General features: G+C 29.1%; 16 protein-coding genes. 10 read left to right on the top strand and 6 right to left on the bottom strand.

Features of this window, described 5'->3' with window-relative positions:
• Positions 1–113 precede the first annotated feature (113 nt).
• Entirely contained in the window at positions 114–1,019 is a 906-nt protein-coding gene (locus Bmayo_RS00135; RefSeq protein WP_075551761.1) for a bifunctional 5,10-methylenetetrahydrofolate dehydrogenase/5,10-methenyltetrahydrofolate cyclohydrolase, read from the top strand.
• Positions 1,020–1,751: a YebC/PmpR family DNA-binding transcriptional regulator gene (locus Bmayo_RS00130; protein ID WP_075551760.1), complete on the top strand. Its 732-nt coding sequence runs from the start codon at positions 1,020–1,022 to the stop codon at positions 1,749–1,751.
• A gap of 6 nt (positions 1,752–1,757) precedes the next feature.
• Here the strand turns inward: Bmayo_RS00130 and Bmayo_RS00125 are convergent, their stop codons facing one another.
• Positions 1,758–2,897: a PQQ-dependent sugar dehydrogenase gene (locus Bmayo_RS00125; protein WP_075551759.1), complete on the bottom strand. Its 1,140-nt coding sequence runs from the start codon at positions 2,895–2,897 to the stop codon at positions 1,758–1,760.
• 76 nt (positions 2,898–2,973) lie between these two features.
• Here Bmayo_RS00125 and ruvA point away from each other — a divergent pair, with 76 nt between their 5' ends.
• The 6 genes from ruvA to Bmayo_RS00095 all read left to right on the top strand — a co-directional run bounded on the left by ruvA (position 2,974) and on the right by Bmayo_RS00095 (position 8,914).
• Positions 2,974–3,567 (top strand): Holliday junction branch migration protein RuvA, encoded by a 594-nt coding sequence (ruvA, locus tag Bmayo_RS00120; RefSeq protein WP_075551758.1) that lies wholly within the window; start codon positions 2,974–2,976, stop codon positions 3,565–3,567.
• A gap of 43 nt (positions 3,568–3,610) precedes the next feature.
• The gene (ruvB, locus tag Bmayo_RS00115; protein WP_075551757.1) at positions 3,611–4,654 is read left to right on the top strand and encodes a Holliday junction branch migration DNA helicase RuvB; all 1,044 of its coding nucleotides are present in this window, start codon (positions 3,611–3,613) and stop codon (positions 4,652–4,654) included.
• The gene (queA, locus tag Bmayo_RS00110; RefSeq protein ID WP_075551756.1) at positions 4,629–5,669 is read left to right on the top strand and encodes a tRNA preQ1(34) S-adenosylmethionine ribosyltransferase-isomerase QueA; all 1,041 of its coding nucleotides are present in this window, start codon (positions 4,629–4,631) and stop codon (positions 5,667–5,669) included. The genes ruvB and queA overlap by 26 nt, the downstream gene beginning before the upstream one ends.
• 72 nt (positions 5,670–5,741) lie before the next feature.
• A complete protein-coding gene (locus Bmayo_RS00105; protein ID WP_075551755.1) occupies positions 5,742–7,409 on the top strand; it encodes a diphosphate--fructose-6-phosphate 1-phosphotransferase in 1,668 nt (555 codons plus the stop codon).
• A gap of 7 nt (positions 7,410–7,416) precedes the next feature.
• Complete coding sequence (locus tag Bmayo_RS00100) at positions 7,417–7,929, top strand: DUF8521 domain-containing protein (RefSeq protein WP_075551754.1); 513 nt, start codon at positions 7,417–7,419, stop codon at positions 7,927–7,929.
• A gap of 4 nt (positions 7,930–7,933) precedes the next feature.
• The gene (locus tag Bmayo_RS00095; protein WP_075552479.1) at positions 7,934–8,914 is read left to right on the top strand and encodes an RluA family pseudouridine synthase; all 981 of its coding nucleotides are present in this window, start codon (positions 7,934–7,936) and stop codon (positions 8,912–8,914) included.
• Positions 8,915–8,916: 2 nt separating this feature from the next.
• On the opposite strand, the gene Bmayo_RS00090 is transcribed toward Bmayo_RS00095, so the two are convergent.
• A complete protein-coding gene (locus Bmayo_RS00090; RefSeq protein ID WP_075551753.1) occupies positions 8,917–9,876 on the bottom strand; it encodes a YitT family protein in 960 nt (319 codons plus the stop codon).
• Positions 9,877–10,014: 138 nt separating this feature from the next.
• Between Bmayo_RS00090 and Bmayo_RS00085 the strand changes: the two genes are divergently transcribed.
• Both Bmayo_RS00085 and udk read left to right on the top strand, forming a co-directional pair.
• Positions 10,015–10,389, top strand: a complete 375-nt coding sequence (locus tag Bmayo_RS00085; protein ID WP_145924567.1) for a rhodanese-like domain-containing protein — start codon at positions 10,015–10,017, stop codon at positions 10,387–10,389.
• A complete protein-coding gene (udk, locus tag Bmayo_RS00080; RefSeq protein WP_002655979.1) occupies positions 10,389–11,009 on the top strand; it encodes a uridine kinase in 621 nt (206 codons plus the stop codon). Before Bmayo_RS00085 ends, udk begins: the two co-directional genes overlap by 1 nt.
• Here the strand turns inward: udk and priA are convergent.
• The 4 genes from priA to Bmayo_RS00060 are packed head-to-tail and all read right to left on the bottom strand — an operon-like array spanning position 11,006 to position 15,144.
• Positions 11,006–12,988, bottom strand: a complete 1,983-nt coding sequence (gene priA, locus Bmayo_RS00075) for a replication restart helicase PriA (protein ID WP_075551751.1) — start codon at positions 12,986–12,988, stop codon at positions 11,006–11,008. The genes udk and priA overlap by 4 nt on opposite strands.
• Entirely contained in the window at positions 12,981–13,571 is a 591-nt protein-coding gene (locus tag Bmayo_RS00070; protein WP_075551750.1) for a uracil-DNA glycosylase family protein, read from the bottom strand. Before Bmayo_RS00070 ends, priA begins: the two co-directional genes overlap by 8 nt.
• Complete coding sequence (truA, locus tag Bmayo_RS00065) at positions 13,564–14,304, bottom strand: tRNA pseudouridine(38-40) synthase TruA (RefSeq protein WP_075551749.1); 741 nt, start codon at positions 14,302–14,304, stop codon at positions 13,564–13,566. The genes Bmayo_RS00070 and truA overlap by 8 nt, the downstream gene beginning before the upstream one ends.
• Complete coding sequence (locus Bmayo_RS00060) at positions 14,305–15,144, bottom strand: DUF2225 domain-containing protein (RefSeq protein ID WP_075551748.1); 840 nt, start codon at positions 15,142–15,144, stop codon at positions 14,305–14,307.

Here is a 15,144-nt window from a genome sequence, read left to right as displayed (position 1 = left end):
TTATAGTTGAAAATAAATTTAATTACAATTTGAAATTTGGTAGTTTGGCTTTTCTTATATTGACAATCTAAGTATAATATTAAGGTAATCTTGTTAGGTTTAAGGGGCATATTTTGAATAATGTATTTAATGGGAAAGATTTTGCGAATAAGTACTATTTAATGCTCAAAGAATTCTTAAAGCAGCATGACTTGAGGGATAAAATTGCATTAAAAGTTGTTTTGGCAAATGATGAGCCTGCAAGCAAGCTTTATGTTTCAATTAAGAGTCGAGTTGCAAAAGAGATTGGCTTAAATGTTGAAGTAATTAAATTTTCTGCGAATTCTAATCAAAGCGATATTTTAGAAGTAATTGATAGAGAAAATAAAAATTTAAGTACAGATGGAATTATTGTTCAATTGCCCCTTTTGAAAGACATGGATTTAAATTCTATTTTAAATCGCATAGTTTATTCAAAAGATGTTGATGGCCTATCTTTTGTTAATTTCGGAAAAATGATTTTGGGCGATAAAAAAGGATTTATTCCTTGTACAGCTCTTGCTGTATTAAAGATTTTGCGAGACGAAGGGATAAAAACATCAGGAAAAACGGTTGTTGTGGTTGGCAGAAGTCCTCTTGTAGGAAGGCCTATTTCAATATTGCTTTCATCAAGGCCTTATGATGCAACTGTTATTACTTGTCACAGCAAAAGCATTTATTTAGATGTTTATTTAAGACAGGCAGATATTGTTGTTTCTGCCGTTGGTAAGCCTAGGTTAATAGATAAAAGTATGTTGTCCGGAAAACCTTATGTGATTGATATTGGTATTTCTGAAATTGAAACTGATAACGGCAAAATTCTCTCAGGTGATACAGATTTTGACAATATTAAAGATTGTGTTAAATTTATCACTCCTGTTAAGGGAGGAATAGGTCCTGTTACGGTTCTTATGTTAATGTTTAATACAATTAAAGCTCATTTGATTAATAATGAGATGTTTGACGTTGTAGATCGGTTGGAAAAATTGGTGGAGGTGTAAATGTCTGGTCACAGTAAATGGTCAACAATAAAAAGAAAAAAAGGTGCTCTTGATGCAAAGCGCAATAAAATTTTTACAAAGCTAATAAGAGAAATAACTATTGCAGCTAAAATAGGGGGGGGGGATATTGAATCTAATCCAAGACTAAGGGTAGCTGTTAATAAAGCTAAGGTTGCCAATATGCCAAAAGATAATATTGAGAAGGCAATAAAAAAGGGTATTGGTGGTAATGAAGGGGTTGAATATTTTGAAATTACTTATGAGGCTTATGCTCCTTATGGGGTAGCCCTAATGATTAAATGTTTGACAGACAATAAAAACAGAACCTCTAGCGATGTAAAAAGTGTTCTTTCAAAAGGCGGAGGATCTCTTGGCACTCCAGGTTCAGTCTCATATATGTTTTATAGAAAAGGTCTTATTGTTTACAATTTAGAAAAATATCTTGAGGATGAAATAATGGAATTTGCATTAGAAGTTGGTGCTGAAGATATTTTAGTTTCAAATAATGAAGCTGAAGTTATAACAAGTCCTGATGATTTTGATAAAGTCTTATCTTTTTTAAAAACTAAATTTAAAGAAGAGGTGGCAGAGATAGCTTTAATTCCTGAAAATAAAATTTCTTTAAACAAAGAGCAAGCAGAAAAAATAATTTTTCTTGTTGAAAAACTTGAAGACTTTGATGATGTCCAGGAAGTAATTCATAATTTAGAGATACCAGAAGAATTAAGTTAGTTTTATTTAAATCTTTTCATAGTAGACTCTGTATATTTTATTTCCAAAATCATCTGTAAAAAGAATTGAACCGTCATAATATGTGATTATATCAACGGGTCGTCCAAATTTAGAGTTATTAGGCTTTAAAAATCCAGATAAAAAAGTCTTGTAATTTTTTGCTGTTCTGGTTTTGGAATCAATGTCTAGTGTCGTTATTTTGTAGCCAACAGGAGAAGATCGGTTCCACGAGCCATGTTCTGCTATGAATAATTTATTTATATATTCTTTTGGGAAATTATTTCCTTGGTAAAAGTGTATTCCAAGTGGAGCTACATGTGCGGGAAGTTCGAAAATAGATGGGATAAACTTAGTGTTTTTGGATGCTTTGTTGTAGAAACTGTAATTTTTTTGGTTTTTCCCAAACATATAGGGAAATCCAAAATGTTCTTTATATTCGGTTATTACGTTTATTTCATCTGGGGGAATGTTGTCTCCTAATCCGTCTTGCCCATTGTCGCTAAAGTATATTTCATTGCTAATTGGATGAAAATCAAACCCAACTGAGTTTCTCACTCCAAAGGCTATTATTTCTTCTTTTTTTGTTTTTAAATCGATACTAAGGATTATCGCTTCTTTTTTTGGAGGAATTTTAGCATTGTGTTGGGATCCTATGTTTACTATTAATTTGTTATTTTTAGGATCCACTTTGATGTAACGTCCTGAGTGCATTTTGGTATTATTTTTTGGTAAAAGTGAAAAAATTTTAATTTTCCATATATAGTCTTTATTTGTTTTTATGCTTTTATTAATTTCTTCTTTTACATTTTCAACTACATATATTTTATCTACAGAAGATATATATAATTTATTATCCCAATAAACAATACCAATGGGTTTTTGTAGTATTTTTGCTATGGTATAAATTTTTTTGTTTTTTGTTACAAAGTATGCAAAAGTACTCCCAGATCCTATGAATATGTTTCCATCTTGATCGCTTGTGATTCCCCTTGGCTTTTCAATTGTATTGTTTAAAAAAATTTCTACTTTAAATCCATTTGGAACTTTCAGTGTGCTTGTTGTTTCTTCTGCTGTCATAGTTATAAATGACATTAAAAAAATAGTTGTAATTAATTGAAAATAGCTATTTAGAAATTGATTTTTCATTTAGTGTCCTTTTTTTGCTTAAGGCTTTTGCTTTAAATTGAATGTTTCTGTGTAATATAATTTATAATTTAATTATATGATAAATAGGATTCATGGTAAAGTTATAGAAAAAAAAGAATCTAGTTTGGTTTTAATGACCACTGTTTTTGAATTTGAACTTTTAGTTAGTGCATTTTGCCTTGCTAATTTTAATTTGTCAGACAAAGTTGCGCTATTTACTTATCTTTATACGAGAGAAAATGAATTAAAGCTTTTTGGATTTTTGAATTCGGACGAAAGAGAGATATTTAAAGAGCTTATTGGGGTAAGTGGAATAGGGCCAAGGGCCGCTTTAAGAGTGTTATCCAACATAAGGTATAATGAGTTTAAGGAGGCTATTGACAGAGAGGATGTTGAGCTTGTTGCTAAAATCAAAGGCATTGGCAAAAAAATGGCTGGTAAAATGTTTTTACATCTTCAAGGTAAGCTTTTGATTAATAGTGAGCTTGAATCTACTAGTCTTTTTAGATTTAAAGAATTAGAAGAATCAATTGTTAGTATGGGATTTGATAGAAAAATTGTTAATAGTAAGATTAGGGAGGCTTTCAATTTAGCTGAATTTTCAAATTTAAAGGATTCTGAAAAGGAGCAGTTTTTATTTAAAGAGGTTTTAAAAAGAATATCGAATTAATTGTTAGTTTTTATAGTTATAAAATAGTTTTTAAGGGGTGTTTATGAAAGACGAAAATAGTATAAGCTTTTTAAGCTCTAATGAAAATTATTTATATGATAAGGGCGAAAATGAGCTTAGGCCTAAAGTTTTTGAAGATTTTAAAGGCCAGGTTAATGTTAAAGAAACCCTTAGTATTTTTATAAGAGCTTCTAAAGAGAGGGATGAAGCCTTAGATCATGTATTTTTAAGTGGTCCACCAGGTCTTGGGAAAACTACTCTTGCAAGTATTATTGCCTTTGAGATGAATGCTTCGATAAAGATTACCTCAGCTCCGGCTTTTGACAAGCCCAAAGATATTATTGGAATTTTAACAGGTCTTGATGAGAAGAGCGTTTTATTTATTGATGAAATACATAGACTCAGACCAATAATAGAAGAAATGCTTTGTATTGCCATGGAAGATTATGAGCTAGACTGGGTAATCGGGCAAGGAGCTAATGCAAGAACTGTTCGAATGCCACTTCCAAAATTCACATTAATTGGAGCTACTACTAAACCAGGAAAAGTAACATCTCCACTTTATGCGAGATTTGGAATTATTGCAAGATTTGAACTTTACAGCGAAATAGAACTTGTCGAGATAATAAAGAGAAATTCTATTATTTTAAATATTGAAATAGAAGAGGATGCTGCTTTTCTTCTTGCAAGAAGTTCAAGAGGGACTCCTCGTATAGCAAATAGATTGCTAAGACGAATAAGGGATATTGCTCAGGTGACTGGGAGTTTGGTTATTACAAGTGACATTGTTGCAATTGGGCTTGAAATGCTTAGAATTGATGGAGAAGGTCTTGATGAGCAAGATAGAAATATTTTAAGAAGTTTAATATTGAAATTTAATGGAGGGCCTGTAGGTGTTGATACTTTAGCTATTTCTGTAGGGGAAACAGCAGATTCTCTTGAAGACTTTTATGAGCCTTATTTAATTATGAAAGGATTTATCAGTAGAACCCATAGAGGTCGTAAAGCTACTGAGTTTGCATATCTTCACTTAAACTTAGAGATGAAAGAGGATGGTCTTAATGAAAACCAAAGAGTTTCATTTTAATTTACCCTATTCTTTAATAGCTCAATATCCAAGTGAAAAAAGAGGATCTTCAAGGTTAATGGTATTAGATCCTAAATTGCAAAAAATTTACCATGAAGATTCTGTAAACAATATTTTAAAGTATATAAATAGCGATACTTTTATTGTTTTTAATAACTCAAAAGTTAGAAAATCAAGAATATATGCAGAATCAGAGATGGGCAGCAATGTTGAATTTTTAATTTTGGATAGAATCGGCGCTAATTTGTTTACTTCGCTTATTTCTAAGTCTAAAAAGCAAATTGTTGGCAATCTTTACAAATTCCCTGAAGGATTAATAGGCAAGATTTTGTCAAAAAATAGTAGTGAGATTGTTTTAAAATTTGATCTTGATGTTGGAGAAGATTATTTTGAAAAACATGGTTTTGTTCCCATACCTCCTTATATTAAAAGAGATTATGACAAAATAGATGAAGATCGATATCAAACTATTTATTCTCAATACGTTGGCTCTACAGCTTCTGCAACTGCAGGGTTGCATTTTAGCAGAGATTTATTTTATGCTTTTGAAAAGAACAATATTGAATATGATTTTATTACCCTTCATGTGGGGCTTGGCACTTTTCTTCCAGTAAGATCAAAAAAGGTCGAAGAACACAGTATGCATTTTGAAACTTTTTTAATAAAAGATTGTGTAGCTAATAGATTGGAGAATGTGAAGTTTCTTGGTAAAAAAATTTTATCAATTGGCACTACAACTCTTAGGGCCTTAGAGTCATCTTATGATAATAAACTTAAGAAGTTTAAAACAGGTCAGCAAAGTACAAATCTTTTTATTTATCCTGGCAAGAACTATTGTTTTAAGTTTGTTGACATGCTTTTTACAAATTTTCATACACCACAATCTACTCTTTTGATGCTGGTATCTTCATTTGCAGGTAAAGATTTTGTGTTTAGTTCTTACGAAGAAGCTATAAATACAGGTTATAAATTTTTTTCTTATGGTGATGCTATGTTAGTTTTGAATCATATATAGATATTAGTTGTGAATTATTTTAATATTTAAGTTATGATAGAGGCTTAACTTAAATCATTAGGAGGAAAATGTATGAATACTTCTCTTTTTAAGCAGGAAAGGCAAAAGTATATTCCTAAGTTGCCAAATATTTTAAAAAAAGATTTTAATAATATTAGTTTGGCTTATGGAGAAAAGACCGAAGCAATTCAAGATAGACAGACTTTAAAGGAATTTTTTAAGAATACTTATGGGTTGCCGATTGTAAGTTTTACCGAGGGAAAGTCCAGTTTATCTTTTTCAAAAGCTTTAAATATTGGAATTATTCTTTCTGGAGGGCCTGCTCCTGGAGGGCATAATGTTATATCTGGTGTTTTTGATGCAATAAAAAAATTCAATGCAAATTCAAAGATTTTTGGGTTTAAAGGGGGCCCTTTAGGCCTTTTAGAAAATGATAAAATTGAACTTACTGAGAGCTTAGTAAATTCCTACAGAAATACTGGGGGTTTTGATATTGTATCTTCTGGAAGAACAAAAATAGAAACTGAAGAACATTATAAGAAAGCTTTATTTGTTGCCAAAGAAAACAATCTTAATGCAATTATTATTATTGGTGGTGATGATTCTAATACCAATGCTGCTATTCTTGCTGAGTATTTCAAAAAGAAAGGAGAGAATATTCAAGTTATTGGAGTTCCAAAGACAATTGATGCTGATCTTAAAAATGATCATATTGAAATTTCATTTGGGTTTGATTCTGCTACAAAAATTTATTCTGAGATGATAGGCAATTTATGTCGAGATGCTATGTCGACTAAAAAATATTGGCATTTTGTCAAACTTATGGGTAGGAGTGCATCTCATGTTGCTTTGGAATGTGCTTTAAAAACTCATCCAAACATTTGCATTGTGTCCGAAGAGGTTTTGGCGAAAAAGAAAACTTTATCTGAGATTGTTAATGAGATGGTTTTTGTTATCTCAAAGAGATCTTTAAATGGAGATAATTTTGGAATAGTTATAGTTCCTGAAGGTCTGATTGAGTTTATTCCAGAAGTTAAGTCTTTAATGGTTGAATTGTGCGATATTTTTGATAAAAATGAAGGTGAGTTTAAGGAGCTTAATATTGAAGGAATGAAAGAAGTTTTTGTTGCCAAGCTTAGTGATTATATGAAGAGAGTTTATTTGTCTTTGCCTTTGTTTATTCAATTTGAACTTGTAAATTCAATTTTGGAAAGAGATCCTCATGGGAATTTTAATGTTTCAAGAGTTCCTACTGAAAAATTATTTATTGAAATGGTTCAATCAAAATTAAGTGAGCTGAAAAAAAGGGGAGAATATAAGGGAAGTTTTACTCCAGTTGATCATTTTTTTGGCTATGAAGGTAGAAGCGCTTTTCCTTCTAATTTTGATAGTGATTATTGTTATAGCTTAGGGTATAATGCTGTTGTTCTTATTTTAAATGGTCTTACAGGCTATATGTCTTGTATAAAAAATTTAAATTTAAAACCAACTGATTGGATTGCAGGAGGAGTGCCTCTAACAATGCTGATGAACATGGAAGAGAGGTATGGAGAGAAAAAGCCTGTTATAAAAAAAGCTCTAGTTGATTTAGAAGGAAAACCATTTAAAGAGTTTGTTAAAAATCGTGATAAGTGGGCTTTGAATAATTTGTATTTATGTCCAGGTCCTGTGCAGTATTTTGGCTCTTCTGAGATTGTTGATGAAATAACTGAGACTTTAAAGTTAGAATTATTAAAGTAGAGAGTTTATGCTTATTGGAAGCTTGTTACTACTTTTTAGTGTTTTGAATGTTTATTCAAATTCACTTGATTATTTCAAGCCGAATTTTAATTATTTAAAGGTGAGTATTGCTGAAAGTTTGCCATTGCAAGACAAATCGACTTACAGTGGCAATTTTGTTTCTCATGAAAAAAATAATAATATGTCTGTTACTGATAATGACGATTCTTTTCTTTATGAAAATATTCAAGAGAATAAAGTTTTAAATCTTGAGAATGATTTTGAGTCAAAATCAGCAAAAGACCTGTTTAGGTTTTCAGCTATTAGTATTGGATCTTTTCCAATAGTTTTATTTTTGAGCTTGTTTTTTTTTGATGTAGGATACTATTTTTATAGCGGAATGAATGCAAATTACATTCCATATCCTTTTTCAAATGGTCCTACTTTTTCAAAAGATGAGATTTATAAAAAATTTATTGTTTCAGCTTCCATTGGAGCAATAGTTGCATTAACTATTGCTTTGATTGATTATTTTCTTTAATGATATGATAAGGCTTAAGAAAGAATTTACCGTTAAAGAAAATGCTTTAAGATTGGATCTTTACCTATCAAGCAATTTGGAAGTTTTTACTAGAAGTCAGATTAAGAGAAGAAATGTAGAAGCGTTTAAAAAGAGTAATGGAAAATTATTAAATATAAAATTGTCCAAGCCTGTTTTTAAGGATGATGAAATATTGATTGAATTTGACGAAGAGAGTAGTCAAATTGATTGCCTTAGGCCCAGTAATATCCCTATTGCTATAATTTATGAAGATTCTAATGTTATTGTTCTGAATAAACCACAAGGAATTTTGAGCCATCCTGGAATATCGCATTGGGACGATACTGTTGTGAATTTTCTTTTATACCATATAGAAAGATTGAAAGTTAATTTTAATGAAGAAAAAATTAGACCTGGAATTGTTCATAGATTAGACAAAGATACTTCTGGAGTGCTAATTTGTGCAAAAAACATTAACACCTTAAGGCTTTTAGCTCAGCAGTTTAAAGATAAAAGGACAAATAAAGTCTACATTGCAATTGTTAAGGGGAATTTCAATAGTTTTTTTGGAAGTGTTGAATCTTTTATAGATAGAGATAAATACAATAGGAAAAAATTTAGTGTTTCTAAAGATAGAGGTAAAAAGGCATTAACAGAATATAGATTGTTGCTCAATTTTGGGGGATATTCTCTTTTAGCTTTAAAGCCTAAAACTGGCCGTACTCATCAATTGAGAGTTCATATGAAATATCTTAATTTTCCAATATTGGGAGATGAGGTTTATGGCAGATTAGATGGTAATTTGAAAAAAATCACTCTAATGCTTCATTCTTATAAGCTTGAAATTGATATTGGAAACAAATCTTTCAGGAAATTCATTTCTGAATTTCCTGAAAGATTTGTTATTTTTTTGTCAAATTTTTACAATAGCGATGAATTGAATTTGATTATTGATAATTTGGTTCTCTTTTTGAGAGACTTTTAATTTTAAATTTCTTGTTTTAATGAGATTGAATCAGTTATTATTTTACCCCCAGTGATTTCATTAGTGTTAATAACAGTAATGAAACAATTTGGATCAACTTTTTGTGATATATACTTAATTCTTGATAAGCGCATTATTGGAACTACTATAAATACTATAGTTTTTTCTGTTCCTGCCCAAGCTCCTTTTCCGTCTAATAATGTAGCGGCTAATTTTAACTTGTTTGTAAGAAGATAAGCAATTTCTTTTCCTTTATCTGAAATGATTAATATCGCTTTTTGATTGCCAAATCCAGTGCTTGTTTTGTCTGTCATGATAGATGTTACAAATGATGCTATTAGTGTATAAAGGGAGATTTCAATATTAAAGAAAAAGGTTGCAAGCATTAATATTACTAGATTAACTATAAAGTTTGTTGTTCCAATGCTAATTGAATATTTTTCTTTGATAATCATAGCAATTATATCTGATCCTCCCGAAGATCCTTTGCCTTTAAATATTAGCCCAAGCCCAAGTCCAGAAATAAGTCCAGCTAGTATTGATGCAAGCATCATATCGTTAAGATGTATTTTATTTTGTAAAAATTGGGAGTAGTTTATGATAATAGAATACAATCCCATTGAAATCCAACTTTGAATGATGAATGTTATGTTTAAAAATTTTATTCCAATAAGAAATAATGGTATGTTTAATGCAAATATTGTCCATCCCAAATTGAAGCTTAACAGATAATGTAGCATTAATGAAATGCCCCCAATCCCCCCACTAAGAAGTCCATGAGGAATGTACAAAACATTAGTGGAAATTGCCATTAGTGCAGATCCTAAAGTTATTTGTATTGTGCTATCAAATATTAATTTGGGATTTTTAGTTATAGTTTTTAATTTTTTTATTATTATTATGAATAATAGTTTGAGTTTTTTTTTAATTCTACGACAACGTATCTTTTTTTTCTTTTTCATCTTAACTCTAATTAACTTTAAAGTTGCTTTTAATCTACAAGCTAGTAATTTACTTGAATTCTATATTAATTTTGCAAAAAAAACAATTTTATTCCCTTTTTTTATTTTTTTTGATATCATTTTCATAAAACTATGGCGATGAATTATGCAAAATTTGCAGTATTAATAGTTCTGCTTTTTTTTTATATTTGGTTTTTTATTATCCTTAGGATGAAAAGAGCCAATCTGTTTTTGTTGGAAAAAATCAAAAATGGAGCAAAAATTTTAGATATTCGATCTCCCAAAGAATATAGCAAGTCTCACTATTTGAAGTCAATTAACATTCCTTTTAATAATTTATTTGCTAAAAAGGATAAATTAGGTGATTTTGAGTCTCAAATAATTATTTATGGTAAAAGTTTTAATAAGTCTTATGAGGCTAAAAAAGTTTTAAAAAGCATGGGATTTAAGAATGTGTTTGTGGCTGGTACTTTGAAAGATATGCCACAAACGAAAAAAAAAGAAGTTGATTGATGGCTAAGATTATTGGGATATCTGGTGGTTCTGGAAGCGGAAAAACTACAGTTGTAAGCAAGATTAGTGAGTTTATCCCAGAATTTGTCCTTATTTCTCAAGATAATTACTATAAGAGTGTGGGTGATTATGAACATGAATTTTCTAAGGTAAATTTTGATCATCCAGATGCTTTTGATAATAATTTGTTTTATGAGCATTTAAAAAATTTAAAAAAAAATAGTCCAATAGATATGCCTCTTTACGATTTTATTAATCATAAAAGACAACTTAAAACGGTTTTGGTTGTTCCAACCCCTGTTGTTATTGTTGAAGGTATTATGATTTTTGTTGAAGAGAGGGTAAGAAATTTAATAGATCTTAAAATATATATTGACACTCCAAATGATATTAGATTTATTAGGCGCTTAAGAAGAGATATTTCTAAAAGAGGCCGTACTGTAGAGTCGGTGATTGATCAGTATTTGAACACCACTAGATGGGGGTATTATAGATTTATTGAGCCTACCAAAGAATATGCTGATCTTATTATTCCTGAGGGAGGCCACAATGATAAAGCGCTTTATGTGCTTTCAACATTTCTTAAGTCTTTAAGTAAAGAAGGATTGGATTTTACCTAAATTAATGATATTGGGTAATAATCTATTTCAATGTAAACAGCATTTGTCATTTTTACCTTTTCTCTTGTTTTGTTAACTAGTTTTTCAAGTAAGCTGTAGGATTTTGACAAGTATATTATATTGTATCTGTAATTTTTAGATATTTTCTTCATAATAGCTTCTGATGGGCCCAAGTGTTCAATTTCTTCTTGCAAAAATTCTTTAGATTTTTCAAAAAATTCCCAACATTTTTGTTTAACCGATTCTTCATTTTTGCCTCTAAATATTATTCTAATAATTTTGTTAAACGGAGGATAGTTCAATTTTTTTCGTATGTCTAGTTCTTGTTCGTAAAATTGTTCATATTGGTTCTTATAAGCATATTTTATGGCATAATAATTAGGATTTTTTGTTTGTATAATAATTGTGTTGTCATCCTTGAATCTTGCGGCTCTTCCCATAATCTGTGAGAGTGTTGTAAAAATTCTTTCGCTACTTCTAAAATCAGGTAATCCCATTCCAATGTCTGCGTTGATTATGCCTAGTGTTTTTATATTTTCAAAATTGAATCCTTTTGCGATGATTTGTGTTCCGATAAGTATGTCTATTTCTTGATTTTCGAACTTATTTATTGAATCTATATTTTCTATTTTTGTAATATCGGAATCTATTCTTGCAATTTTTGCATTTGGCAAAAATTTTTTTAATTCTTTTTCAACAAGTTGAATTCCATAGGTTTTGTATTTAATGTCTTTTGATTTGCATTGAGGGCAATGGCTTGCTATTTTTGTTTTATAACTGCAATAGTGGCATAAAAGTTTGTTTTCTTTTTTATGGTAAATCAAGCCAAATGAGCAATTTGGGCAACAAATTGTATGTCCACATTTGTTGCATTCGAGATTTTTTAGATATCCTCTTTTATTAATGAAAATTAAAGATTGTCTTTTTTCATTTAAACTTTTTTGTATATTGTATAATAGCTCTGATGAAATTGTGCTAGGTTCTTTTTTCATATTTATTATTTTTATATCTTCTATTTTGCTTTGAGTGAATTTGTTTTGCATTATTATTTTTTTTATTTGGTTGTTTTTCATTGAGTGGTATGCTTCAAGAGAAGGTGTTGCGCTTCCCATTACAAACTTAGCATTAAATTTTTTTTGCAAAAAAAATGATACGTGTCTTGAGTGAAATCTTGGAATATTTTCAGATTTGTATGTAGTTTCGTGTTCTTCGTCCATAATTATTAATTTCAATTTAGTAAAAGGTAGCATTAGAACACTTTTAATGCCAACTACAACCAGGCTTTCTCCATTTTTGACTTTATTCCATATTAAATTTTTATTAGAATTTGGAACTTTAGAGTTATATTCATAAATTTTATGGTGCATATTTAATGTATATTTTATTCTTTTTATTATTTGATATCCTAATGATATTTCAGGAATCAAGAAAAGTACTTGTTGTTCTAGTGCTAAATAGTATTCACACAATTTGATAAATATTTCAGTTTTTCCAGATCCAGGTATCCCAAAAAGGTAAAAAACATTAGTTTTTTCTGACCCAATAATTTCTTTGTAAATAGTTTGTTGTTCGTTATTTAGTTGAAGGTGCTTTTTATGATCTGGATATTCATTTATTGAAGATAATGTTTGATTTTTTTTAGATTTTGAATTTTGGGGTAATCCAAAGAATAAAGTTTCTCCAAATCCTGAAAATGTTTTTTTGCTAATCCAATGTGCTAAATTAATGTTATGTTCTGTTATTATTTTAGTTGTATCTATTATTTTAATAATTTCTTTTATTTTGAATTCAAATTTTTCTTTGAATTCGTTTTCAAAATATTTTTTAATAATTATTCCAATTTTATTGGAGCCATTAAAATTAACCATTACTCTTATTCCAATTTCTAGATTCAAGTTAAATCTATAAAAAAAAAGTTTATTTAAGGGAATATTTATTGCAATTTCATAGTAATAAGTCGAATGATAATGCTCAACCATATTTTATTATACCTTTTATTATTTTTAAATCTTGCCATATTTCTTTTTTTAATTCTGGATTTTTTATTTGATTTGCAGGAAGATATGTGAAAACTAATGGAATGCCTTTAAATCTTAGCTCTATTCCTCTTACAATTTGAATTCTTAACGGTTGATTTAAAAAAAAATCTATTTCTTCGCAAGATAAAATTGCTTTAGGATTTTTATTGCTGATTTCTAAGTTAAGTGATTCAATAGTGTCTATTATTTTATAATTGTGTATGTTTATGCTTTTGCACCATTTTGTTATAATATCTCTTGAAGGTTCATTGAGATGATTTTTGTTTACGTATATTATGATATGATCGTTGATAATTTTTTCTTGTAAGTTATTATTTAGCAATACTTTTGTTAAATTTTTGTTTTCTACAGGTACCCTTGTAGGGTTTTTGCTATTCTCGTTTTTTTGATAAATTTTAACTTTTTCTATTTTTTGTTTAATTTCATTATCTATTTTTTCAAAATCTTCTGTAATTTTGCCTTCGATATTATTTGTCAATATTTTAAGTAAAAAAAGTTTTTTAGTTAAAATACTATTATTCATAGTAAACCTTGTCTAAAAATAAAGCATTTGCAGGCGCAGTTGTTCTTGCAAGGTTTCTATTTTTTGATTTTAATATTGTTTCAAAAGTAGAAATTGATTCGTTTTTTATTTCAATGTCCAGCATTGTGCCTATTATTGATCTTACCATTTTCCACAAAAAAGAAGATCCTATTATTTCGAAAATAATATATTTTCCTCTTTTTTTAAATTTGGCAAAATATATATGCCTAAATTTAGATTTGCTTTTATCTTTTATGCATGAAAATGTGGTAAAATCATGGTTTCCAATCAATGTTTTAGCCATTTGGTTTAAATTGTTTATGTTTAGTTTTTTATTTACATAGTGAGCTTGATAGCCTTCCCAGGGATAGTAGTTGTTGCTGTTTAATATACAATAGCTGTATTTTCTTTTTTGAGCGCTAAAACGTGGATGAAATGAATTTTTAACATACTTGAGCTTTAGTATTTTTACACTGTTTTTTAATAATATTGCATTTAAAGCTTTTTTTAGATTGTTTAGCTGAATATTGATGTTTATATAAAAGGCTATTATTTGTCTTTTTGCATGAACTCCCTTATCTGTTCTTCCTGATGAATGAATCTTTACTTTTTTTTTGTTGATTTTCATTAGAGCTTTTTCAATTTCTCCTTGAACCGTAGGCTTTGTTGGTTGTATTTGAAATCCATGGTATATAGATCCGTCATAAGCGATTTCAGCTAATATTTTTTTCATTTATTTAAGATTTTTTAGTTCCTTTGATATTTTAAAGTAAACCTCTTTGATTTTATCTAAAAGTATTGAAGGCTTTTCTTTTGAAAATTTACCCATTCCGGCTATCTTAGAAAGAGTTGTTTTTATGTCGTTTAATTGTTTGTATCTGTATTCTTTGTTGTCTTTATTTCCATAAAAGTATTCTAGGAGACCTGATAAATATAGTACGCTGTCATAGCCATAATTTTTGTCTGTATCTGGGCCGAATATGGTTGATGCGCTAACAGGTTCTGAATTGTCTTTATCTTTTTCAATAACTAGTTTATAAAGATATGCAGCTTTGTGGTAAAATATTTTTTGAAGGTAATTATAGTTTTTGTTTGGCTCTTCTTTTTCAAGGTCTTCAAATGTCCAGGCGGCTCTTATTGCTGATTTTGCTTGATTTAACGTGGGGTTATAATTCTTTTCCATATGCTCATAACATAGCATGGCAAGAATATAGCTTGCAGCTCCTTCTTTTAATGTTCTAGGTTTGCTGAAGTTTATCATGTTATCAAAAATCGCATTTATTTTTTTTCTTTCGGATTTTTTATTTTGCAAAATTTCTTTTTTGTTTTTAGGGATTAAATTAAATTCGCTTGGGAATGCTGCAAAGTAGCATTTTGGGCATACTGTTACAGAATATATTCTAGGATAAATGTTGCCATATTTGTCGTTTTTTATATACTCTCTTTTTAGATCAATTTTTAATTCTCCAGCTATTAATCTACTACTTCCAGTTAAAAATTCTTCTTTTTGAAATTTAAAAGAGCATATAGGGCATTCAATTTTTTCTTTTGTAAAATATGATATTTTTTTCAT

This window comes from Borreliella mayonii (genome assembly GCF_001945665.1).
Classification (GTDB): domain Bacteria; phylum Spirochaetota; class Spirochaetia; order Borreliales; family Borreliaceae; genus Borreliella; species Borreliella mayonii.
Note: the sequence above shows the minus strand (reverse complement) of the source record. Positions and strands in the feature narration are given on the sequence as shown.